Below are 20345 nucleotides of genomic sequence, written 5' to 3' on the forward strand. Positions count from 1 at the left end.
AATGAAAAGAAAACTATTTCCCTACTTTTTGGTTTTACCAACGATGATTGTAATCATTCTTTTTAATGTATACCCAATTTTAAGGATGTTATATCAAAGTTTCCATCAATGGAACATGATAAATGATATGCAATTTATTGGATTCGATAATTTTATAAAACTAGCTTCAGATAAAGTGTTTTTACAATCACTAGGTAACACATTCTATTTTGTATTTTGGAATGTTCTTTTATGTACAGGTTTGGGTTTATTGTTAGCAGTATTTTTGCAAAAGAATACTAGATTCAACAGATTTTTACAATCAATCTCCTTTTTCCCTTATGTCGTCTCTCTGGCATCTGTATCCCTACTATGGTCCTGGATTATGAACAAAGACTATGGATTACTGAATTATGTCATTTCATTTTTCGGTATTACATCACAAGACTGGCTTGGGAGTCCGGGTTTGGCAATGAATTCTATCATACTTATATCAGTTTGGAAATCGGTAGGGTTCAATGTTTTAATTTTCATATCTGCTTTACAAAGAATTCCAAAATATATATATGAGGCTGCGATATTAGATAATTCCGGCTCATTTCAATTTTTCAGGAAAATTACACTGCCAATGATATCACCAACTTTATTTTTCATAACAATTATAAACATAATCAATTCCTTTAAGATATTTGAAACTGTACAGATATTGACACGAGGCGGCCCTTTAAACTCAACAAGAACAATTGTTTATGAAATTTATGAAGAGGGGACTTTATTCTTCAATGTTGGCTATGCATCTGCAATGGGAGTAGTATTATTAGTAATTTTGGCTATTTTGACAATAATATACTTTAAAACACAATCTAAACGTGTCCAATATCAATAGCATAAGAATAGGAAGGTAAATAATGAAAATAGTAAAAAAAAGTTCCCATTTAATTTTAAGCTTATTTATATTTATAGTGTTCTTTTTTCCTTTTCTTTGGATGTTTTCTTCGTCACTAAAAACGTTGGGGGAAACATTGCAATTTCCTCCAACATTATTTCCTGAGGACTGGCAATGGTTAAACTATGTAGATGCAATACAATCTATGCCATTTTGGAACTTTTTAACAAACTCACTTATTGTAACTCTCACCACTATCATACTTCAATTTATAACTACGATAACAGCAGCATATGCTTTTGCCCGTTATAGATTTGTGGGAGAAAAGGTTATGTTCGGATTAGTTATGGTTAGTATGATGGTTCCGGGACAGTTAACATTCCTAACAATTTTTGTTATGTTCGCTGAATGGGAGATTATTAATACGTTGCCAACTTTAATTTTGCCATTTGCGATAAGTGCATTTGGTATTTTTATGTTACGTCAAACATTTCGTAGTATTCCTAATGAGATTATTGAAGCAGCCAAACTAGATAATGCGACTGAATTCACAGTTATAAGAAAAGTCATGTTGCCTATGGCAATACCTACCCTTGTTACATTGGGGTTATTAACATTTATTGGAACTTGGAATGAATACTTTTGGCCATTAGTATTGACTACGAATAACGACGCACGCACCTTACCTGTAGGTATTGTAGCGATGATTAATGCGGAAGATGGAACAAATTATCATACGATGATGGCGAGTAATGTACTGCTTGTTATTCCGATTCTTATTATCTATTTGTTTGCTCAAAGACATATAATTAAAGCATTTACTTATTCAGGTGGACGATAAAATTTTGAAAGTATTCACAGGCGTAAATGTCGATTCAAATATTAAATGAAAGGAAGTAATACAGTGATTACAGCACATGCGGGAAGCGACGGATACAAACCAAACAGTTATGAATTTATTCAGTCAATGTTAGATTCTAATGTTGATGCACTTGAGATTGATTGTCAAATGTCATCTAAATCAGAGGTTTATCTTAGTCATGATCCCTTAGATGATTATTCCGAAGCATTATCACTTATAGATGTTTATCAATTATTAATAGATAGTAATAATACCAAAATAATCTTAAATGTAGACTGCAAACAAGATTCTATCCCTTTGTATGCTATAAATAAAGCGAAGGAATTTGGCGTTTTCGATCAGATTGTTATATCTGGGAAAATCAACATATCTGATATTAATCCTGCTGATAGAAATCAGTTATTCTTTAACTTGGAAAATCTAATAGATATTAGTAAGTTGAGTTCTATGGATATTTCAGAATTACGTGATCTTCTACAGGATCTTTATTCTAAAGGGATTCGTAAAATACAATTACCATATACTGCAGTATTTGATGAATTGCTCCACTTGCTTAATGAAATGAAATTAAAATTGTGTGTTTGGACTGTTGATGATTCATTGCTAATCAAAGATTTATTGAATCGTGGGTGTTACAATATCACAACAAATATAGCTTTGGATTACCTCCATTCAAACGAAGACTAATTCGTTGTAACGATAATACTTGGTATCTTGTATTAAAAAATTCCAATGCGGATGGAGATCCTTTCGCTATCCGCTATCAATATCCACTACCACGAACACAAATAAGGTCAAGGGTGGTGGGAGTGTTGCTGTATATAGGATAAACACACGGGAACTGTCTTAGCAACGGTGGATCAAAAAGATAGCAGAGATTGATTTATCAATCGTTAGGCATCGACAATAATCGTAGGACTGGGAACGATTATTATTTTATCGATAAAAAGCTTACCTCTAACCAAGTGCTGATTAGGAGGTAAGCTTTTATACTTTTTATAACTACTTAAACCTGTTGTTTGAGTATAATAGAACGAGATAAATCTTTTGCTGTTCCAAGTTGTTGAGGTGCTAAAGAAAAACCGGTGATGTTACCCCCAATTATTTGGGCTTGCTGTTTCATATCTTCGGTGGATAGATTAATTGTGTTAATATTAATTTCTGAATCATTAATATCAAAAACCCTAACTGCTTGCTGGTCTAGGACAGCAGCGAGCTGTACAAACGTCCATTGATCCTTTTCTATAATAGAATTAGAGTGGTTATGCCCATTAATATATATTCCTGTTCCTGTTTTCTTTTGTAAAACTTCCTGAATTGGAATTTCAGCATCAATGGATAGATAGGGTCTTTCTGAGTTTTTGGTCGTTTGGTGAACTGGATGATGACCAAATATAAGAAGGGGAAGTAAACCAGAATCTTTCACCACATTTTCTAACCAAGTTAATTGATTGGTTTCAAGGGTTCCTCCCCAATTCTCCAAATCCTGATCCCTAGTTGTATCAAGAAAAGCCAGTGTGGCATGATTAGTGGAAATAGCTTGATAACGTGTTTGTCCAGTAATCGTTAAGACATCCTCTTTTCTATTCCCATACACATCATGATTTCCCAAGACATGAATAAAATGTTTATCATATTTACGAATGAAATGGTATACATCTTCTAGTTCCCTATTTGTTCCATAATTTGTTAAATCCCCTATTGAAACATAGTAATCTGCTTCGATTTGAAAGAGCCTTTGGAAGAATTGCTCGTAAAATTGATTACGTATTTGCTCCATTTGTTTATCTTGAAAAGGCAACTCCGGGTAATGTAGATCTCCAAACACTGCAATTCTCAAAATATTTCCTCCTATCGATTAAACAAACTCGCATAATAAAGAGGATGCCCTCTTTCCTTGTTAGACGAATTATCGAGTCCTTCGTAGAGACGATTCCAGCGGGTTTAATATGCTTTGCAATAAAATGCACCGATTCTCTATCGTGAGAAAAGCCTCTAATAAGGTCGGCATGGACAAATAACGGTTTTGGACACTCTTTTAGTGCCGGGACATTCTCTGAAAAAAGTTTAGTTTCCTATCCATTAAAATAATTCCACTTACCTTTGTATCGTGTGCGATTTCTAAATTATTAGGTGTACATGCCCGCGAGTATTTGGTTCTTTCTTAAGGTCGGTTAAATAGTTGTCATTACTTATCAACCCCCTTTTCAACTATAACGTATGTAAAGTATAACATTCATTTATTAAACTCAAGTTAATTTACAATAATCTAACATTAGATTTATACTCACTTCATACTCCTGCTCTATAATGAAATTTATAAGGAAGATTAGGTAAGCAAAAATTCGGAGTGGAGAAAAGTTGAAAGAATCCTTTCATAGACATTATGAAAATCCCAACCAACATGGTTTGGTTTACTTTATAGTGCCTATAAAGGGTTTTTTGTATGGCTTGCAATCGGGGATGAAAGTTCTCGAACGAAGAGCCTGAATAAAAAGGTATTCTACCTAACCAATACGACGATTAAAACAAGGGAGATATTACAGTTGGGAATGCACCACATGTTATATTATTCTGTTGGTCTTCTCTTTCGCGCAACGGTCTATCATTAAAGCATTCGTATACAATGGAGTGAAGTAGATTATGAAAGGTCTAATTACATTATTATTACCTGCATACAATGAAAGCGAAAATATAGATTATCTCTATGATGAATTAATGAAGATAACCAAACAATTGCCTTATCTTGTGGAGTTTCTTTTTATTGACGATGGAAGCAAAGACAATACGCTTGAAAAAGTTAAGAATCTAGCTCGTTTTTCTAATCACGTTAAATATATTTCTTTTTCCCGTAACTTCGGTAAAGAGGCTGCCATATATGCCGGATTACAGCATGCGAAAGGGGAAGCTGTAATCCTTATGGATACGGATTTGCAGCATCCACCTTCTCTCATCCCAGAGTTAGTTCGGGGCTATGAGGCGGGATATCACCAAGTCATTACTAAAAGAGACCGAAGAGGGGAAACAAGATTCCATAAATTTATGACGAGCACTTTTTATCGCTTAATGAATAAAGTGAGCGATGTGAATTTAAATGATGGAGAAGGGGACTTTCGCTTACTTAGTAGAAAAGCAGTGGATGCGTTGTTGCAATTAAGTGAAGGAAACCGATTTTCCAAAGGACTTTACTCATGGATTGGTTTATCACAAAAAACAATTACCTATCAAAATGTACAAAGAGAAAGCGGCAAAAGCAAATGGTCTTTCTCTTCCCTAATTACCTATGCTCTTGACGGGATTCTGTCTTTCAATACCAAACCATTACGTCTTTGTTTTTACTTAGGTACGGTAAGTTTATTTTTATCTTTTATTTATGTGTTGTATATGTTTATCTCTATTATAATAAATGGAATCAATGTACCCGGCTATTTCACGATTATATCTTCTGTTCTATTTCTTGGTGGTGTGCAATTGCTTTCAATTGGTATTATCGGTGAGTACATTGGACGGATTTATAATGAAACAAAGAAGCGTCCGCATTATATTGTGAATGAAAGTAATGCAACAGAACTCAAAACGGAGGTCACCGCGTATCCTTACCCAAGTAAAATATACCCACAGGGAACAACCAGAACTGAGAAAAAAGAGAAGGTTGGGTTTTAGTGATTAGAATTTTGGAAAAGCTGCACACGCAAAAGGAATTTCTCCGTTTTGCGTTAGTGGGAATCTGCAATACCATAAATTATTATATTCTATATCTATTTTTTCTTGAGTTAGCTAATATTCATTATTTTATAAGTCATTGGGTCGCGACACTCATTAGTATGGTTATTTCCTACTTTTTGAACGTTTACTTCACTTATAAAACCAAGCCATCTTGGAAATCTTTCTTTATGTTCCCGTTGACACAGGTGGTCAATATGATTGTTCAGGCCATTTTCTTGGCTGTATTTGTAGAATTTATTGGGATTTCCAGTGTTATCGCTCCATTCATTGCAATTATTCTCACAGTGCCGATTACTTTTGTTATAACAAGGAGAGTTTTAAACTAAATGGGTGATTACAAAAAGAATCAACTTTCAACCAAGAAAATTTGGCTTCTAGTAATCGTTGGATCTCTCATCATTGCAATCTTAAGTCATCTCTATTTTATCTATCAAAAGAGTGACGGCATCCTCATGGCTGGCTTTAATGATGGCTTAAGTCAGATGATTCCATTTAAGAAGTTTATTTATGATGCATATACGAGTGGGAATTTCTTTTATTCCGACTCCTTTGGCCTTGGTGGGGGCATCTACTCCCAACTAGGCTATTATTATTCTACCAATTTATTCTTTCTATTCTATGTTGTAATCATATTTCTTTTAGAAATACTAGGGGTAATCGAACATCCTGATATTACCTTTTGGGCAAACGCTATTTTACCAATGAGCATTTTTAAAATAACTATTGCTTTAATTGTTACTATATACTACTTCAGACAAATAAAATTTGGATTTTTAGCCTCTTTTTTAGGTGCAGTTGTGTACGCGGTAAATGTACTCTATTTTCGCCATACCATGTATTGGGATTTTTTCAGTGATGCTTTTGTTTGGTTTATTCTTCTGTTAATCGGAATAGAAAAAATCATTCAGAAAAAGTCGGGAAAGCTATTTGTAATTGCGGTTGTTTGTAATTTGATTACCAATTTTTATTTTTCTTACATAAATTTTATTTTGGCATTGTTTTATATCTTACTGCGTTTTCTTATCCGATTTTTTAATGATGAAGAGAAAGTGTCAAAGCAGCTTATTCGCTATATATCCTTAGGTATTATTGGATTTTTGATTAGTTCCTTTGCTTTTATCCCAGCTGTTATGGGGTATTTGGATAATTATCGACCGGAATTTTCCGACTCAATCCCATTGTTTACACTAACGGATAATATCCTGTTTAATAGTCGGGTAATGTTTCTGCCTATTTTTATTATCATTCTTGTTTGTATTCGGAAATTTTATAAGCATCCCATCTTCCGATTCTTTGCAATCACTTCCATAATTGGAACAATACTACACTTCATTCCTGCTGTAGGCAGTATGTTTAACGGATTTTCTGCACCACAAAACCGCTGGGAACATATCGTAGGACTTGCATATGGAGGGATAACTGCGTTCACATTCCACTATATAAAACAAATAAAGTTACGACATATTAGTATTGGAGTCGGCCTCTATCTATTCGTGTCAATCGGAATCGTTTGGTGGGATGATTTTGAATTTGATCGTCCGATCCGATTTGTTATTCCAATTCTATCTTTTATGATGGTAATCATTTTATTGGGGATGAAAAGGTTTTCGTCTACTAAACAAAAAAGGATATTTTTTGTTAGTGTAACGCTATTCATGATGCTTATCGCTAATACATTCCAATCCGCTAGACTGATGATTCCGCCAAAGGATAAAGTATTGGCAAGTGAGGCTGTCATGCAATCCGGACATTATAATTCTAAAGAGCAGCGTAATATACTTGAGAATTTGGAACAGAGGACAGATATAGAGAACTTTCGCATTGATTGGATGGTTCCAACAAGAAATAACACTCCTATTGTGCAAGATTATGATGGATTTAGTATTTACTCTAGTATTTTGAATCAGAACCTATTATTTTTTTACTATGATCGATTACAGATTAGTATGGAAGAAGAAAGTGTTAGCAGATATGATGGGATGGGAGATCGAACGAATTTATTAAGTATATTAAATGGACAGTTTTATATGCGGGATAAAGCGATTGAAAAAGTTCCTTATGGATTTAATAAGATTCTAGAAAGTGAAAACTACCATGTTTATGAAAATGAATGGTTACTTCCTAATTTTCGAAAAACTAATACTTTATTTTCAGAGGAGGAATTTATAAATCAGCCGATTCTGACAAGAGAACATGCCATGCTTAAAGGGGCAATTGTTGACAAGCAAAAATCAACTGATAGATTACCAGATTCAAAAGAAATTACGGATTATAATATCAAGTTAATCAATGCAAATTATGATGATAAAGCATTAGAAGTAAAAGAAGAAAACGGTGGTGTTGAAATCACGCTGACCGATTCAGTAGAAGCTGGAGATCTTTATCTTTCATTCTATTTGGAAGGGATTAAGAATAACGATAAATACGTGTTAAAAGTAAATGAGTTTCAAACCATTAGGAAAGAAGCGGATTCGATTTACAGAACTGGCTACAACGACTTGACGCTACGTGTAACCGCAAGTGACAAAATTCAAATCAAGCTGCCAAAAGGAACATACCAGCTCGAAGACTTCCATATTTTTCATGAGGACTATCAGTATTTAAAAAATGCCTATATCGAGTACGCTGATGAGCGCCTATCCATCAAATGGAACAATGGTCGGGTAGAAGGCGATGTCGTGAGCGAGGAAAAAGATGAATTAATTGTCACACCTATTCCATACGAAAAAGGCTGGCATTTACAAATAAATGGGAAGTATGTTCCAATGGAAAAGGTAAACTATGCTTTTATTGGAATTCCTTTAGAAGAGGGAATGAATGATATAAAAATGGTTTACCTGCCACCGTACTTTGGAATTAGTTGTTTATTATCTATAATTGGTGTTTCTTTGTTTTGGTATCTAGTGAGAAAGCGGAAGCGTAGAGTAAGTGATTCTAATAAAGAAACTTGATATTTACTTAATTTCTAGCTAACAAAAACAAAATATAAAAGGAAATAAAATTTAATTGAATAAGACGAGCAGTTGGAGAAGGTACTTGCAGCAATTGAGAAGACTAGAAAAGGAGATAACATTTGAATTTTACCGAATAGATTATGTATATAAAGCTATAAAGAGTAGAAGAGGCACAACAAATATTTTAATTCACTTGTTGTGCTATTTTATTGCTTATTGATATAAAACGCTTGCCTAATATATATGTTTCTTGACTTTTAGATAGCGTTATGTACTCCCTAAAGCTAATCCTCTGATTTTGCTTTCAGTATATCTTTTAAAGTCGAATGGATATTTTGTAAAGTTATTAAAATAAATCCGAGCATAACAAATGTGACGATTTCTCCAGTAAATATTGATAGTGCTGCTAATATCACAGCATATATAGCGTATAAAAAGTTATTCATGTGTAATCACCTTTCTATGCAACAATTTCATTTAATCGGTTATGCATTCCATTAAAAAGTCTTAAACCAATTTAAACATAAGAATATCATCCGCATATTCCATTTCATTTCATTTAATTTCTTTTATTTTCCTTCCTTCTTCGACAAATCCCATCTTCTAGTTTTCCTGTTCTGACAGTGATTTTTAGATTGTTATTCGTTACAGCCATAGACTGTTCTCCTTTTATCTATATCATCTTAATCTACAAGACTAGCTATTAATTCCGTATAAGTTGCTGCCCATTCAGAAAAGGCTAAAGAATCATCCCAAGTAGCCGTTTTCGTTGCCTTTCCATTGCCCCAATCCAAAACTCTCTGATGCAGCATATGAACTATTAAACGACTCTTTATGAAACCTTTATCTGTCCATCCTTCAAAATATTTGTTTAGCATGTGCCTGGCAATCTCCAATTCATCATGATTGAGGTAATAGGTCACCATTTTAATTAAATCCAAAACGGGGTCTGCAAAATAAGAATTCGTAAAATCAAAGACGCCACTAATGCCCCAGCCGTTTTTCTCTTTATTTACAAGGAAGTTTCCTGGCTTAAAATCTCCCATTACAAAAGTTGGTGAATCCAGTCGATGAAAGGATTCTCTAGATTCATTAAGCAATGTTCGAGCCCACTCCATATCTTCAGGAGTGATTGTTGAATACTTATTCGCATCTTCCAGCCAAAACATTATCCGCTCGAAAAGCCAGTCGGTATAGCTAGGCTTGAAAGGAATGCTTTCCATTGTATCTGTGTTAAGTTCACCGAAGTCAGCTACTTTCCATTTGTGTAAAGCAGACAACGTACTTACAATTGATTCAGCAATTTGTAATTTATTTTCATTCGTGAGTGTATTTTTCAGCAGTTCAGAATCGATATGCTCTCCCGTTAGGCATGGCATAAGGGCGTAACTCCAACCAAAAATCTCCTCCGATTCATCAATGATATAAGGGATTGGAACCGGCGTATCTGTCCTTTTCTCGATATTTTCAATAAAGAACTTTTCCTCTTTCAACTGCCCAGGATAAAGAGGATTTCCTTTCAAAATAAAATCCCCATTTGTAGAGGAAACGAGCATCGTTTGTCCCATTGCGCCTTGTTCTGTTTTTCTGGATGAAAGGAGAGTGCCTAAACTAAATTTATTAAGCATTGCTTGAAGCTGGGTAGGATGTATAGTACCAAGCTTTTGTGATGCAAAGATTATTTTAGCAGTCATGTTCATTCACCTATTATTTATTTCATTTAAATTTCTAAAGATGAAAGTTGTAATTGTGGATTCGTTACCAATTGTTGATAAACTTTATCCTTCCAGGTGTACCCCGTATTATCGAGTGCTTTGAATCGATTTATGTATTTATCTTTTGGAATGTGGCGCAACGACTTATTTAAACGCTCGTATTGTTTATCTATGAATTGACTTACTGATTCATCCCTGTTTAATAGTGTTCCATCCAAGTCAAAAATTACTGCTTTAATCACGTTTATCTCTTCCCCGCCATAAATTAATTAAATGTCCAGTTTCCTATTATCTGGCTTAATATAATTACTATCGCAATAACCGGTCCAACAATTAGAATGCCAGTCACAAACGACTTCAGCATGCCCCAAAGGATTGAAATGGGCTTACCATTCCTATCTAAATCATCAATCTTGCTATTTATTTCTTGGATTGATTTATTGATGGTTTTTAATTCTTCTAGTATCTGATTATGAAATTCATTAATCTGTTGCTCTGTATTCTTTTCCATTATAAGCTAGCTCCTTAGAACTGAATTTACAAATTCTGTTTTGACCTTCTCCTTAGACTGAGTAAAAGAACCGGCAGCTATTTTCCGTCCTTAATCTTTTTTCTTTCTGTACTTTACTCCCATCACGGCTATGAAGATGATAATTAATACAGCTATAATAGAAGAATCCACCGAACCACCTCCGTTTATTGTTCCTTATTCTCCAATGCACGAACTCTATTTTCCAATTCCGCAATCCTTTCCCGTAACTCATCTGTCGGCTTTTTCATACGTTGAGTCCATCCTCCTATGATGCCAAGTACAGCGATAATCACGATAATACCCCCTACTGCAAACATGAGGATGATTTCTATTTCACAGGCTCCTTTCGCTTGTATCTAATCGATTTCATATGTTTGATAATTTCAGTCTACCCGAAATACCGGAACAACGAAATACCTTCTGAATGAAAAAGCGAGGAAATGAATAGACTCCCTTAAGTTTTTCAAGTTGTTATCCTTCATCAGTTCACATTCACCCCCTATATCGGGTATAATTAGAAATAGAATGTAGAGGAGAATCTGTATCATGAGCTATCAAGCTTTATATCGCGTTTGGCGGCCTCAGGTCTTTGAGGACGTCGTTGGACAAACACATATCACACGTACCCTGAAGAATGCTATCCGTGAGCAGAAGTTTTCCCATGCGTATTTATTCACCGGACCTCGTGGAACAGGAAAAACGAGTGCAGCGAAGATTTTTGCAAAAACCATCAACTGTGAACATAATTCGGATGGAGAGCCATGCAATGAATGTAATGCATGTCTAGGGATTCAGGATGGATCGATCTCTGATATTATCGAGATTGATGCAGCATCGAACACGAGTGTCGATGATATCCGGGAAATCCGTGATAAAGTAAAATATGCACCGAGTGCCGTTTCCTATAAGGTTTATATTATTGATGAGGTCCATATGATCTCTGTGAATGCATTTAATGCGCTCTTAAAAACCTTGGAAGAGCCGCCGCAGCATGTTGTGTTTATTTTGGCGACGACCGAACCACATAAAATTCCACTGACGATTATTTCCCGATGTCAACGTTTCGATTTTAAACCAATATCCAATGAAGCTATTGTCGACCGGATGAAAACAATTGTTCAAACGGATGAACAGGACGTGACCGGGGAAGCACTGGATGCGATTGCTCGGACGGCAGAAGGTGGAATGCGTGATGCGTTAAGTATTCTTGACCAAGCTATTTCCTATAGCAGTGAAGAGGTCACCTTAGAAGATGTGCTCGCTGTAACAGGTGGGGTTTCCCAAGGAATTTTAACGGAAATTACAAATGTAATGGTTGAAAAAGATGTGCAGCATGCAATCAAGCTGCTTGATACGATCATCCAGGAAGGGAAAGACCCTGGACGCTTTGTATATGACCTCATCTACTTCATGCGCGACCTGTTGCTTTACAAGAGTAATCCAGACTTGGAAGGTATGCTTGAACGGGCCAGGGTTGATGAGGCATTCCAGAAATTAGCTGAGCTGACACCGATTGACTGGATTCAAGAAGCAATCACCCGTCTGAACACATGCCAGCAGGAAATCAAATGGAGCAACAGTCCGAAAGTATATATTGAAATTGCGATTTTAACGATTACGAATGGCTCTGGGGCCGCAGGGAACCAAGCTGCAGTGGCAAGTGATGAAGTGCTTCGGTTGACGGAGAAGCTTGCACAGCTTGAGAAGCAACTTGCCCGCATGAAGGAGCAGCCGCCGGTCGCTGCAAGCGAGCCAGCACCACAGCGGGAGCAAAGACGCACCCCATCCCGTAGCTCAAAGAGCAGCTTTAAAGTTCCAACCGAGCAGATTTATGCTGTTTTAAGGGCAGCGGAGAAGCAGGAGTTACGCCAAGTACAAGGAAACTGGGCGAACTTTTTAGAAAGGCTTAAAGGCACGAATGCCCCGGCCCATGCAACGATTCAGGACAGTAAGCCGGTGGCAGCTTCACCGGATGCACTAGTTGTTGCATTTAAATATGAGATTCACTGTAACCTCTTCCTCGATAACCGGGAATTGGTTGAATCCGTCCTCGCTAGTGTTGCTGGGAGACAGCTTCAAATTATTCCAATCCCTGAGGCAAATTGGCTCGAAGTCAGGCAGGCATTCCTCAATTCCCACCATGAAAAGGATGCGCATGAGGAGAATGAAGAAAAACAAAGTGATCCGCTCGTTGAAGAAGCGAGAAAACTTGTCGGTGATGATTTATTGGAAATAGAAGAGTAAGACTCTTTTTTTAAAAATATGAGAAATGATAATAAGGAGGTATTTCCATGAGAGGAAATATGAATAATATGATGAAGCAAATGCAGAAAATGCAAAAGAAAATGATGAAAGCACAAGAAGAATTACACGAGATGACGTTTGAAGCTTCTGCCGGTGGTGGTATGGTAACTGTAACGGCAAACGGTAAGAAAGAAGTTACAGATGTAGAAATTAAAGAAGAAGTAGTCGATCCAGATGATATCGAGATGCTGCAAGATTTAATCATCGCAGCAACGAATGATGTGCTGAAGCAAATCGATGAGAAAACAGAAGCAACGATGGGACAATTTACAAAAGGCTTAAATATGCCTGGCATGTTTTAATGGACGCGTTCCTGCGGGTAATTCCACTCGTATGAATCGCTCTCGGCTTGAAGTACTTGCTTTTACATGTTCGGCCAAGCGCCCAGCAGCTAGTAAACTTTAAGAACGTTGCTAAACGGGCGCTTGCGCCTTTGTATGAAGGACAGGTGCTTTTTGCCTTTATCGTTTAGGAGGCATAATGAATGTATTACCCAGAACCGATATCAAAGCTGATGGACAGCTTTATGAAACTGCCAGGAATTGGCCCGAAAACTGCTGTTCGTCTGGCTTTTTATGTGTTGAATATGAAAGACGATGATGTCTTGAACTTCGCGAACGCATTAGTGAATGCGAAACGCGAACTGACCCACTGCTCGATTTGCGGTCATATCACGGATAAAGAAATCTGTGCTGTCTGCTCGGATTCAAGTCGGGATGGGTCGATTATTTGTGTGGTGGAAGATCCAAAAGACGTTATCGCGATGGAAAAAATGAAGGAATACAATGGCAAATATCATGTTCTTCATGGTGCAATTTCGCCGATGGATGGAATTGGACCAGAAGATATCAATGTCCCTGATCTAATAAATCGCTTGAAAGATGAAGAGGTTGAGGAACTGATTCTGGCGACCAATGCCAATATAGAAGGGGAAGCAACTGCAATGTATATTTCCCGATTAGTGAAACCTTCTGGCATTCGTACGACGAGAATCGCCCACGGACTTCCGGTAGGCGGAGACTTGGAATATGCGGATGAAGTGACACTATCAAGAGCATTAGAAGGAAGAAGAGATTTATAAGATTTGGGTGAAGAACATGGCAAGGAAGTTGAAGAAGAAGCATGTGGATGCGGAATTACTTGATAGTATTTTTGCTTTAGAAAGGGAATGGAAGCAGATTCGTGAGCTTGGGACGAGAAGTATTGACCGTACCTTGGAAAGCAGAGCTGCAGAGCAAGCCGCCCAGGCGAAATACTTATACTTACTGCGCGAAGCAAGACGTCGTAAATTGAATGCATTACACGTGTAAAAAAATAGAACAGACGCCTGGACGTCTGTTTTTTTATTGTAATCCCACTAAGAGCGGGACAGTCTATTTAGTTTAGCGCGATATTCTTGATACAGCCAAATGACTAAAATAGAAAGTAAGATTACCGTCGTGAGTGGTATGATCCATAAGTTTTCTACTGCCAAATTCCAGCCAATTACCATAACAGCGATAGAAAGAACCGGTGACATGATGTAATAAGCTTTTGACTGATAAAACCAGCCATAAGGAAAGAAATGTGCCCCTGTAATAATTGCAAAAATAAAAACAGCTAATTCCGTGTTTGTCCCAATTGCCCAAATCAGAATAGGAAAATAGATAAATTGGGCGAAATTCAAAATCAATCCTAATGAGCTTAAAGGATTCCCCTCTAGTTTCCAATCCGCTTTAAGAAGTCCATTAAAAGCAATTGATAATGGAAACATAATCCCCGTCGCAAACAACATACCTATCGTTTTATAATATATCTCGAGATTCGTGAAAAAAATAACGGATATAATAATCCAAACAACTACCCCTGCTAATAGAAATCCAAGCCCATTCTTTCCCCTGATCGATAATTCACTTCTAATCTCCTCAAAATTCAAAAAAAAGCCCCCTTTTTCATCATCCGACACCCTAAGAATACCATCTTAATACAATAATTGGAATACTCTCTACACCTTTAACTTCTATATCTTTTTTCAACGCATATATATAAGATGACTGGGACATGGGGTCAGAGTGAGGCTGCTGAAAAACATATTTTGGAAATTATTTTTCCCACTTTGATAACCAAAATCGAGTGAAAACAGGTATCTATTCCCCACTTTCATAGGTTATTTTACATGAAATTTGGGAATCGGTTTCCATTCGCTTGAAATTAGTGTACTTTTTCAGCAGCCTCGGTCAGAGTAACTGTCCCACTTCAAGCAATAATTTCAGTGTCGGGGGAGTGTCTAAACATGAGTTCAACTTTAATCATTATCATTATGATTTCCGTTATCGTCTTACTACTCACTATCGGTGCGCCCGTCAAACCAATGAAAATACTTGGACAAGGGGCTGTCAAACTAGTAATCGGAGCTTTATTATTATTTTTTGTTAATGTATTCGGTGCAAACTTTGGTATCCATGTCCCAATCAATCTATTCACCGCACTTGTCTGCGGATTGCTCGGAATATTTGGTGTTGGATCCCTTGTCGCGATCCACCTTTTTATTCTATGAAACGAGGGACAACATGGGATCACAGAGCATTTGTCCCACTTTAGCTCGATATTTCTCTTCCTTCAGGCCACCAATATGCCCATTTTCATTATGAAAATAGCATTTTTCATCTTCCATGAATAAGATACATGAGATTAGGAGATACTATGCTCATGGAGGTGGGGAAATGGAAGCAAAGGCGCTGAAACATTGCGGAATCTGTGAGGAAGAGAAAGGGCAAGGTATTCATTTATATACGATGTTCATTTGCAGAGAATGTGAGTATAATATGATTCATACCGAGCCACGCGAAGAGAAATACCGTTACTATGTGAAAAAACTAAAAAATGTAAACCAGCAACAGTTATTTTCCTAGAGTCTTTGTTTTCGCAAAGGCTTTTTATTTTGTCCATATCTATAAACAGAAAGTTTTTGCAAGTTAGTTACCAGCATGATATTCTGGGTGAAAGTGTTATTTTTAACTTTTGGAATAATAATAATTGATATGTCCGTATGAAAATGGGGTGAGTCGATGAGGAAAATTTTACTTACGTTGATGATTATAATTACCGTACTTTTCGGATGTCAGAACAGCGCCACTGAAGAGCGGAATGATGGCGGTTTTCTCTGGAAAGTGGAAAATGAGGATACAACCGTTTATTTACAAGGTACTATTCATGTAGGGAACGAAGATTTTTTCCCGTTAAACGAACAAATAGAAGATGCTTATGAGGAATCTGATGTTGTTTTGCCTGAAATTAATTTAAATGAACTCGATGTCATGGAATCCCAATCCTTGATGATGGATCTCGCCATGTATGAAGAGGGTCAGACACTAGCTGATGATTTAACGGAAGATACGTTTGTTGCTTTGGAGGAAATCCTTAAAGAGAATGATATGGGCATCGAAATGGTTCAGCAGTTCAAACCTTGGTTCATGGAAATGTTGCTGATGCAATTTGCGCTTGAAGAATCAGAGTATAGTCCGGAATATGCGGTGGATCAATATTTTCTAGACCGAGCGGATGAAGATGAAAAAGAAATACGTGAGCTGGAAACATATGAAGATCAGCTCATGGTGCTATCAGGATTCTCCGAGGAATTACAACTTGAAATGCTGGAAGATGCAATTTTGAATTATGATGAGATGGTGGAAGATTTGGATGAAATCACCGCTTATTGGTTAAATGGAGCAACAGACGAATTAAGTGCCTCTGGTGAGGATGAGGAAAGCATTGAGGGTTATGAAGAATATATGGAAGAAATGAATACAAACCGTAATATCGGAATGGCAGATACGATTCTTGAAATACTTACAGAAGATAGCGGTCAAACGTATTTTGTCTTTGTTGGTGCAATGCATATGGTGGAGGATCCGAGCATTGTTTCGTTAATTGAAGAAGATGGTTATAAGGTTGAACATATTTATTAAGAAGTGGACTTCCCCTTTTAGATAGTTTTCTAAACAGGGGATTTTTCGTTGTTATGCAGGATTCTCATCTGTTAGTACGGATAGAATGATAATTAAATAAAGGTAAGGTCCCGTTGATTATCCTTCCTCTTCCACTTTCTGTTCTACCAAGCACTTTCCACCCCAGTCCCACTCTATGTTAAACTATACTTAACAGGAGGTACCCGCCAATGAAGCAGAAAAACATCCCTATTTTAAAAATGCTAGATAAATTTACTAAAAAAAACCCACTTTCTTTCCACGTTCCGGGACATAAAAATGGTACAATTTTTCCTGAGCAAGCACAGACATATTATGAGCACATCCTGAAGCTTGATGTAACCGAGCTTCCGGGTTTAGATGATTTGCATGCTCCTCAAGGCTCCATCGCTGAAGCGGAAAAGCTCGCTACTAAATTTTTCCAATCTGATCATACTTTTTTCTTGATTAACGGAAGTACGGTGGGCAACCTTGCGATGATTCTAGCAACCTGCAAGCAAGGAGATAAGGTCATCGTGCAGCGCAATTGTCATAAGTCCATTATGAATGGACTTGAACTTGCCGGTGTACGTCCCATCTTTATTGCACCGGATTACGATGCCAAAGTTCAGAGATTTACAAGTCCAGCGCTCAAAACTTTCGCAGACGCACTTTCGGAGCATCCGGATGCAGCAGCTGTTATCTTGACGTACCCAGATTATTTCGGGCGGACGTATAATATAAAAGCAATGATTGAACTCGCCCACAAAAACAACATCCCTGTTCTCGTCGATGAAGCACATGGAGTCCACTTTTCTCTAGGAAATCCATTTCCGTCGTCTTCCTTAACACTCGGTGCAGACGTCGTTGTTCACTCCGCCCATAAAACGGCTCCAGCAATGACGATGGCTTCTTATTTACATATAAAGTCAACACGTGTTACGAAAGAATGCTTAGCTTACAGATTACAAATGCTGCAATCAAGCAGTCCATCCTACCCGCTCATGGCTTCCCTGGATATCGCTCGCTATTTTCTTGCTAACCAAACGGAAGAATCGATCCAGCAAGCACTCACGGACGTGCAAGAAATTAAAGCACTATTCGCAGCTGAAACATACGATAAATGGGAACTTGTCCCGTCCAATGACCCAATTAAATTAACTATCCAGCTGAAAGATGGGTATACTGCAAAAGAAGCTGCCACGCTTTTTGAGGCGCAAGGCATCTACCCAGAGCTTGTGACGGAGCGGCAAATTCTTTTTATTTTCGGTCTTGCTTCATTCACTGAATGGAACCGCTTGAAAAAAGTCCTCGATTCTGTCAATGAAAAATTAAAAAACGAGCCAAATCATGCTACAATAGAGGTAGTAAATTTATTTACTAGCAAAAGGCAAGAATTAGCTTTGTCCTATAGAAAGATGGAAGGATTGGAACAGAAACTCATACCCCTTGAAGCAAGTAACGGGGAAATTGCCGCAGAGGCAGTCATTCCTTATCCGCCGGGAATCCCTTTCATATTAAAAGGAGAAATGGTGACCCACGAGCATATACGAGCAATCAGACAGCTTACCGTCCGTGGTGTACGAATTCAGCAGCGGAATGAAGGTATCCGTATTTTTAAGCAATAACCTGAAGGAGAAAAAGCAGTGAAGGGAAAATTCATAACATTTGAAGGTGTGGAAGGAGCGGGAAAGACATCCGTTCTCCATGCATTAACTGATAAATTAATTGACTTGGGCTATCAAGTTGTAGCAACAAGAGAACCGGGTGGCATTGATATAGCGGAACAAATCCGCTCAATCCTCCATGACCATGCGAATACGTCGATGGAGGAACGTACAGAAGCATTACTCTATGCAGCCGCCCGCAGACAGCATCTGGTAGAGAAAGTCCTTCCTGCACTTGACGAAGGAAAAGTTGTGCTCTGTGATCGTTTTATCGATTCCAGCCTCGCTTACCAAGGACATGCCCGAGGCCTTGGAATGGAGGAAGTATATCAGATTAATCAATTTGCCATTCAGGGCGTGATGCCGAATTTAACTTTATTATTTGATATCACTCCAAAAAAGGGATTAGAGCGAATTGCGGCGAATAAGAATAGAGAGAAGAACCGTTTGGATTTGGAGACAATAGCCTTCCATGAAAAAGTATATGAAGGTTATCAATTGCTTCAGGAGCAGTATCCAAACCGCATTAAAAAAATCAATGCCGACCAAGCCTTCCAAGATGTTGAGAGAAGTGCATTGGATTGTATTTTAGCTTATTTAAAATAAGAAGGGAGAGCAAACCAATGAAATTAATTTTTGCTGTGCTTCAAGACAAAGATTCCACCCGACTCGTTAATGCGCTGGCGGAAGAAGACTTCAAAACGACAAAACTTGCTTCAACAGGAGGATTTTTAAAAGAAGGTAATACGACTTTAATGATTGGTTGTAATGATGATGAAGTGGATACAGCTTTAGCTATCATTAAAGAAAATTGCTCCCAGCGTGAACAGATGGTTGCTCCAATTTCACCAATGGGAGGAAGCGCCGATTCTTATATCCCCAAGCCTGTTAAAGTTGAAGTCGGTGGCGCAACGGTCTTTGTCGTACCAATTGAATCATTTATCCAATTTTAAAGCACAAAAGCGGAAACGCCCTTACAGGCTAAGTACGCGATCGTCTTCGCAACGCCTGTACTAGCACATCCAGTAGTCGCAGCAACGTACAAACTTCTACTCTTCTCTTTGAGGTAAAGGAAATTCAGGCGATGATAGTGAGTTGATGTTGACTTTCACCACAAGGGTATAAGGGCGACTAAGCCTCACAAAAACCAAACGGCTAAGCCTTCTTTATCGATTGGAAGAGTGTGAAATTTAATAGTTGCTGGGCGATGGAGCTGGACGTGGCCATTGCTAGCCATTTTACTAATCCACAGCATTTTATATTAAAGTTCCTTAACTAACAGGAAACAAACATGGAAGGAGTGGAGAATGCATGAAAATCAGCCAGGAAATGAAATCACGTACAGAAATGAATATACCGAGGCCGATTCATACCGAGACCCAGTCCTTCCAAAAATTAGTTCAATCCGAATCTCAGAATCTGAAACAGCAAGAACTGCAGCAATTAATACAAAACATTTCAAAACAAGGCGAAAAATTAGCACATTACCGTACCATGCGAGAAGTTGTGAAATTCAAACGAATGATCAAAGGTTTTTTACAAGAAACGGTTTCGATCGGTTATAAACTGCAACACGGACACTCATTCAGTTTTGATGGCAGCAGTCGTAAGCTCACCATCATTAAGGAACTAGATGATAAGTTACTCGAACTGACAGATGAAGTGATGAATCAAGAAAAGAAGACAGTAGACATCCTTGACCTCATTGGTGAAATTAAGGGGTTACTGATTAACATATATACGTAATCTTAAAGGCGGAAGCGCTAGAAGATAAGG

Annotated in this window: 23 protein-coding genes and 1 pseudogene; 17 read left to right on the top strand and 7 right to left on the bottom strand. The window is 37.5% G+C overall.

Annotated features, from left to right (window positions below):
• The first annotated feature begins 1 nt into the window (after position 1).
• The 3 genes from L3V42_RS06930 (at position 2) to L3V42_RS06940 (ending at position 2414) form a co-directional block, all read left to right on the top strand.
• Entirely contained in the window at positions 2 to 865 is an 864-nt protein-coding gene (locus L3V42_RS06930; protein ID WP_235763168.1) for a carbohydrate ABC transporter permease, read from the top strand.
• A 22-nt stretch (positions 866 to 887) separates the two neighbouring features.
• Entirely contained in the window at positions 888 to 1706 is an 819-nt protein-coding gene (locus tag L3V42_RS06935) for a carbohydrate ABC transporter permease (RefSeq protein WP_235763169.1), read from the top strand.
• A 63-nt stretch (positions 1707 to 1769) separates the two neighbouring features.
• Complete coding sequence (locus L3V42_RS06940) at positions 1770 to 2414, top strand: glycerophosphodiester phosphodiesterase (RefSeq protein ID WP_238471642.1); 645 nt, start codon at positions 1770 to 1772, stop codon at positions 2412 to 2414.
• 319 nt (positions 2415 to 2733) lie between these two features.
• Here L3V42_RS06940 and L3V42_RS06945 read toward each other — a convergent pair whose 3' ends face one another.
• Together L3V42_RS06945 and L3V42_RS18495 are read right to left on the bottom strand one after the other, a co-directional pair.
• Complete coding sequence (locus L3V42_RS06945) at positions 2734 to 3567, bottom strand: metallophosphoesterase family protein (RefSeq protein WP_235763171.1); 834 nt, start codon at positions 3565 to 3567, stop codon at positions 2734 to 2736.
• The gene (locus tag L3V42_RS18495) at positions 3512 to 3727 is read right to left on the bottom strand and encodes a glycerol-3-phosphate responsive antiterminator (RefSeq protein WP_369412853.1); all 216 of its coding nucleotides are present in this window, start codon (positions 3725 to 3727) and stop codon (positions 3512 to 3514) included. The genes L3V42_RS06945 and L3V42_RS18495 overlap by 56 nt, the downstream gene beginning before the upstream one ends.
• A 640-nt stretch (positions 3728 to 4367) precedes the next feature.
• Here L3V42_RS18495 and L3V42_RS06950 point away from each other — a divergent pair.
• The 3 genes from L3V42_RS06950 to L3V42_RS06960 are packed head-to-tail and all read left to right on the top strand — an operon-like array spanning position 4368 to position 8404.
• Positions 4368 to 5390 (top strand): glycosyltransferase family 2 protein, encoded by a 1023-nt coding sequence (locus tag L3V42_RS06950; protein WP_310739833.1) that lies wholly within the window; start codon positions 4368 to 4370, stop codon positions 5388 to 5390.
• Between the two features lie 56 nt (positions 5391 to 5446).
• Complete coding sequence (locus L3V42_RS06955; protein ID WP_310739834.1) at positions 5447 to 5779, top strand: GtrA family protein; 333 nt, start codon at positions 5447 to 5449, stop codon at positions 5777 to 5779.
• On the top strand, positions 5780 to 8404 hold the full coding sequence (locus tag L3V42_RS06960) for a YfhO family protein (protein ID WP_238471643.1): 2625 nt from the start codon (positions 5780 to 5782) through the stop codon (positions 8402 to 8404). It begins immediately after the preceding gene.
• Positions 8405 to 9090: 686 nt separating this feature from the next.
• On the opposite strand, the gene L3V42_RS06965 is transcribed toward L3V42_RS06960, so the two are convergent.
• The 4 genes and pseudogenes from L3V42_RS06965 to L3V42_RS18280 form a co-directional block, all read right to left on the bottom strand.
• Positions 9091 to 10101, bottom strand: coding sequence for a phosphotransferase family protein (locus L3V42_RS06965; RefSeq protein ID WP_235763174.1), 1011 nt, complete (start codon positions 10099 to 10101; stop codon positions 9091 to 9093).
• A gap of 65 nt (positions 10102 to 10166) precedes the next feature.
• A pseudogene (locus L3V42_RS06970) lies at positions 10167 to 10364 on the bottom strand (HAD hydrolase-like protein); the annotation flags it as partial.
• 23 nt (positions 10365 to 10387) lie between these two features.
• A complete protein-coding gene (locus L3V42_RS06975; protein ID WP_238471644.1) occupies positions 10388 to 10633 on the bottom strand; it encodes a hypothetical protein in 246 nt (81 codons plus the stop codon).
• Between the two features lie 185 nt (positions 10634 to 10818).
• The gene (locus tag L3V42_RS18280; RefSeq protein WP_255771038.1) at positions 10819 to 10947 is read right to left on the bottom strand and encodes a hypothetical protein; all 129 of its coding nucleotides are present in this window, start codon (positions 10945 to 10947) and stop codon (positions 10819 to 10821) included.
• A 253-nt stretch (positions 10948 to 11200) separates the two neighbouring features.
• Between L3V42_RS18280 and dnaX the strand changes: the two genes are divergently transcribed.
• The 4 genes from dnaX to L3V42_RS06995 all read left to right on the top strand — a co-directional run bounded on the left by dnaX (position 11201) and on the right by L3V42_RS06995 (position 14268).
• Positions 11201 to 12898, top strand: coding sequence for a DNA polymerase III subunit gamma/tau (dnaX, locus tag L3V42_RS06980; RefSeq protein ID WP_238471645.1), 1698 nt, complete (start codon positions 11201 to 11203; stop codon positions 12896 to 12898).
• A 47-nt stretch (positions 12899 to 12945) separates the two neighbouring features.
• Positions 12946 to 13260: a YbaB/EbfC family nucleoid-associated protein gene (locus L3V42_RS06985; RefSeq protein ID WP_238471646.1), complete on the top strand. Its 315-nt coding sequence runs from the start codon at positions 12946 to 12948 to the stop codon at positions 13258 to 13260.
• 182 nt (positions 13261 to 13442) lie between these two features.
• Entirely contained in the window at positions 13443 to 14039 is a 597-nt protein-coding gene (gene recR / locus L3V42_RS06990; protein ID WP_235763177.1) for a recombination mediator RecR, read from the top strand.
• A 16-nt stretch (positions 14040 to 14055) separates the two neighbouring features.
• Complete coding sequence (locus L3V42_RS06995) at positions 14056 to 14268, top strand: DUF2508 family protein (RefSeq protein WP_235763178.1); 213 nt, start codon at positions 14056 to 14058, stop codon at positions 14266 to 14268.
• Between the two features lie 47 nt (positions 14269 to 14315).
• On the opposite strand, the gene L3V42_RS07000 is transcribed toward L3V42_RS06995, so the two are convergent.
• Positions 14316 to 14873, bottom strand: coding sequence for a DUF7010 family protein (locus L3V42_RS07000; RefSeq protein ID WP_235763179.1), 558 nt, complete (start codon positions 14871 to 14873; stop codon positions 14316 to 14318).
• Positions 14874 to 15230: 357 nt separating this feature from the next.
• Here L3V42_RS07000 and L3V42_RS07005 point away from each other — a divergent pair, with 357 nt between their 5' ends.
• From L3V42_RS07005 to L3V42_RS07035, 7 genes are all read left to right on the top strand, one after another.
• A complete protein-coding gene (locus L3V42_RS07005; protein ID WP_238471647.1) occupies positions 15231 to 15494 on the top strand; it encodes a pro-sigmaK processing inhibitor BofA family protein in 264 nt (87 codons plus the stop codon).
• A 166-nt stretch (positions 15495 to 15660) separates the two neighbouring features.
• On the top strand, positions 15661 to 15849 hold the full coding sequence (locus L3V42_RS07010; protein WP_235763181.1) for a sigma factor G inhibitor Gin: 189 nt from the start codon (positions 15661 to 15663) through the stop codon (positions 15847 to 15849).
• A gap of 156 nt (positions 15850 to 16005) precedes the next feature.
• Entirely contained in the window at positions 16006 to 16905 is a 900-nt protein-coding gene (locus L3V42_RS07015; protein ID WP_238471648.1) for a TraB/GumN family protein, read from the top strand.
• A gap of 209 nt (positions 16906 to 17114) precedes the next feature.
• A complete protein-coding gene (locus L3V42_RS07020; protein WP_235763183.1) occupies positions 17115 to 18530 on the top strand; it encodes an aminotransferase class I/II-fold pyridoxal phosphate-dependent enzyme in 1416 nt (471 codons plus the stop codon).
• An 18-nt stretch (positions 18531 to 18548) separates the two neighbouring features.
• Complete coding sequence (gene tmk / locus L3V42_RS07025; RefSeq protein WP_235763184.1) at positions 18549 to 19175, top strand: dTMP kinase; 627 nt, start codon at positions 18549 to 18551, stop codon at positions 19173 to 19175.
• A gap of 17 nt (positions 19176 to 19192) precedes the next feature.
• A complete protein-coding gene (gene darA, locus L3V42_RS07030) occupies positions 19193 to 19522 on the top strand; it encodes a cyclic di-AMP receptor DarA (RefSeq protein WP_235763185.1) in 330 nt (109 codons plus the stop codon).
• Between the two features lie 358 nt (positions 19523 to 19880).
• On the top strand, positions 19881 to 20315 hold the full coding sequence (locus tag L3V42_RS07035; protein WP_235763186.1) for a YaaR family protein: 435 nt from the start codon (positions 19881 to 19883) through the stop codon (positions 20313 to 20315).
• Positions 20316 to 20345: the final 30 nt, after the last annotated feature.

The organism is Oceanobacillus alkalisoli, from assembly GCF_022213125.1.
Classification (GTDB): domain Bacteria; phylum Bacillota; class Bacilli; order Bacillales; family Amphibacillaceae; genus Oceanobacillus; species Oceanobacillus alkalisoli.

Bases quoted from the DNA above. Each gene is read 5' to 3' on its own strand.
- L3V42_RS07035 (WP_235763186.1), top strand. From the start codon at position 19,881: ATGAAAATCAGCCAGGAAATGAAATCACGTACAGAAATGAATATACCG.
- L3V42_RS06975 (WP_238471644.1), bottom strand. From the start codon at position 10,633: ATGGAAAAGAATACAGAGCAACAGATTAATGAATTTCATAATCAGATA.
- L3V42_RS07005 (WP_238471647.1), top strand. From the start codon at position 15,231: ATGAGTTCAACTTTAATCATTATCATTATGATTTCCGTTATCGTCTTA.
- L3V42_RS06985 (WP_238471646.1), top strand. From the start codon at position 12,946: ATGAGAGGAAATATGAATAATATGATGAAGCAAATGCAGAAAATGCAA.
- L3V42_RS07020 (WP_235763183.1), top strand. From the start codon at position 17,115: ATGAAGCAGAAAAACATCCCTATTTTAAAAATGCTAGATAAATTTACT.
- L3V42_RS07010 (WP_235763181.1), top strand. From the start codon at position 15,661: ATGGAAGCAAAGGCGCTGAAACATTGCGGAATCTGTGAGGAAGAGAAA.
- L3V42_RS06965 (WP_235763174.1), bottom strand. From the start codon at position 10,101: ATGACTGCTAAAATAATCTTTGCATCACAAAAGCTTGGTACTATACAT.
- L3V42_RS06935 (WP_235763169.1), top strand. From the start codon at position 888: ATGAAAATAGTAAAAAAAAGTTCCCATTTAATTTTAAGCTTATTTATA.
- L3V42_RS06960 (WP_238471643.1), top strand. From the start codon at position 5,780: ATGGGTGATTACAAAAAGAATCAACTTTCAACCAAGAAAATTTGGCTT.
- L3V42_RS07015 (WP_238471648.1), top strand. From the start codon at position 16,006: ATGAGGAAAATTTTACTTACGTTGATGATTATAATTACCGTACTTTTC.
- dnaX (WP_238471645.1), top strand. From the start codon at position 11,201: ATGAGCTATCAAGCTTTATATCGCGTTTGGCGGCCTCAGGTCTTTGAG.
- recR (WP_235763177.1), top strand. From the start codon at position 13,443: ATGTATTACCCAGAACCGATATCAAAGCTGATGGACAGCTTTATGAAA.
- L3V42_RS06995 (WP_235763178.1), top strand. From the start codon at position 14,056: ATGGCAAGGAAGTTGAAGAAGAAGCATGTGGATGCGGAATTACTTGAT.
- L3V42_RS06930 (WP_235763168.1), top strand. From the start codon at position 2: ATGAAAAGAAAACTATTTCCCTACTTTTTGGTTTTACCAACGATGATT.
- darA (WP_235763185.1), top strand. From the start codon at position 19,193: ATGAAATTAATTTTTGCTGTGCTTCAAGACAAAGATTCCACCCGACTC.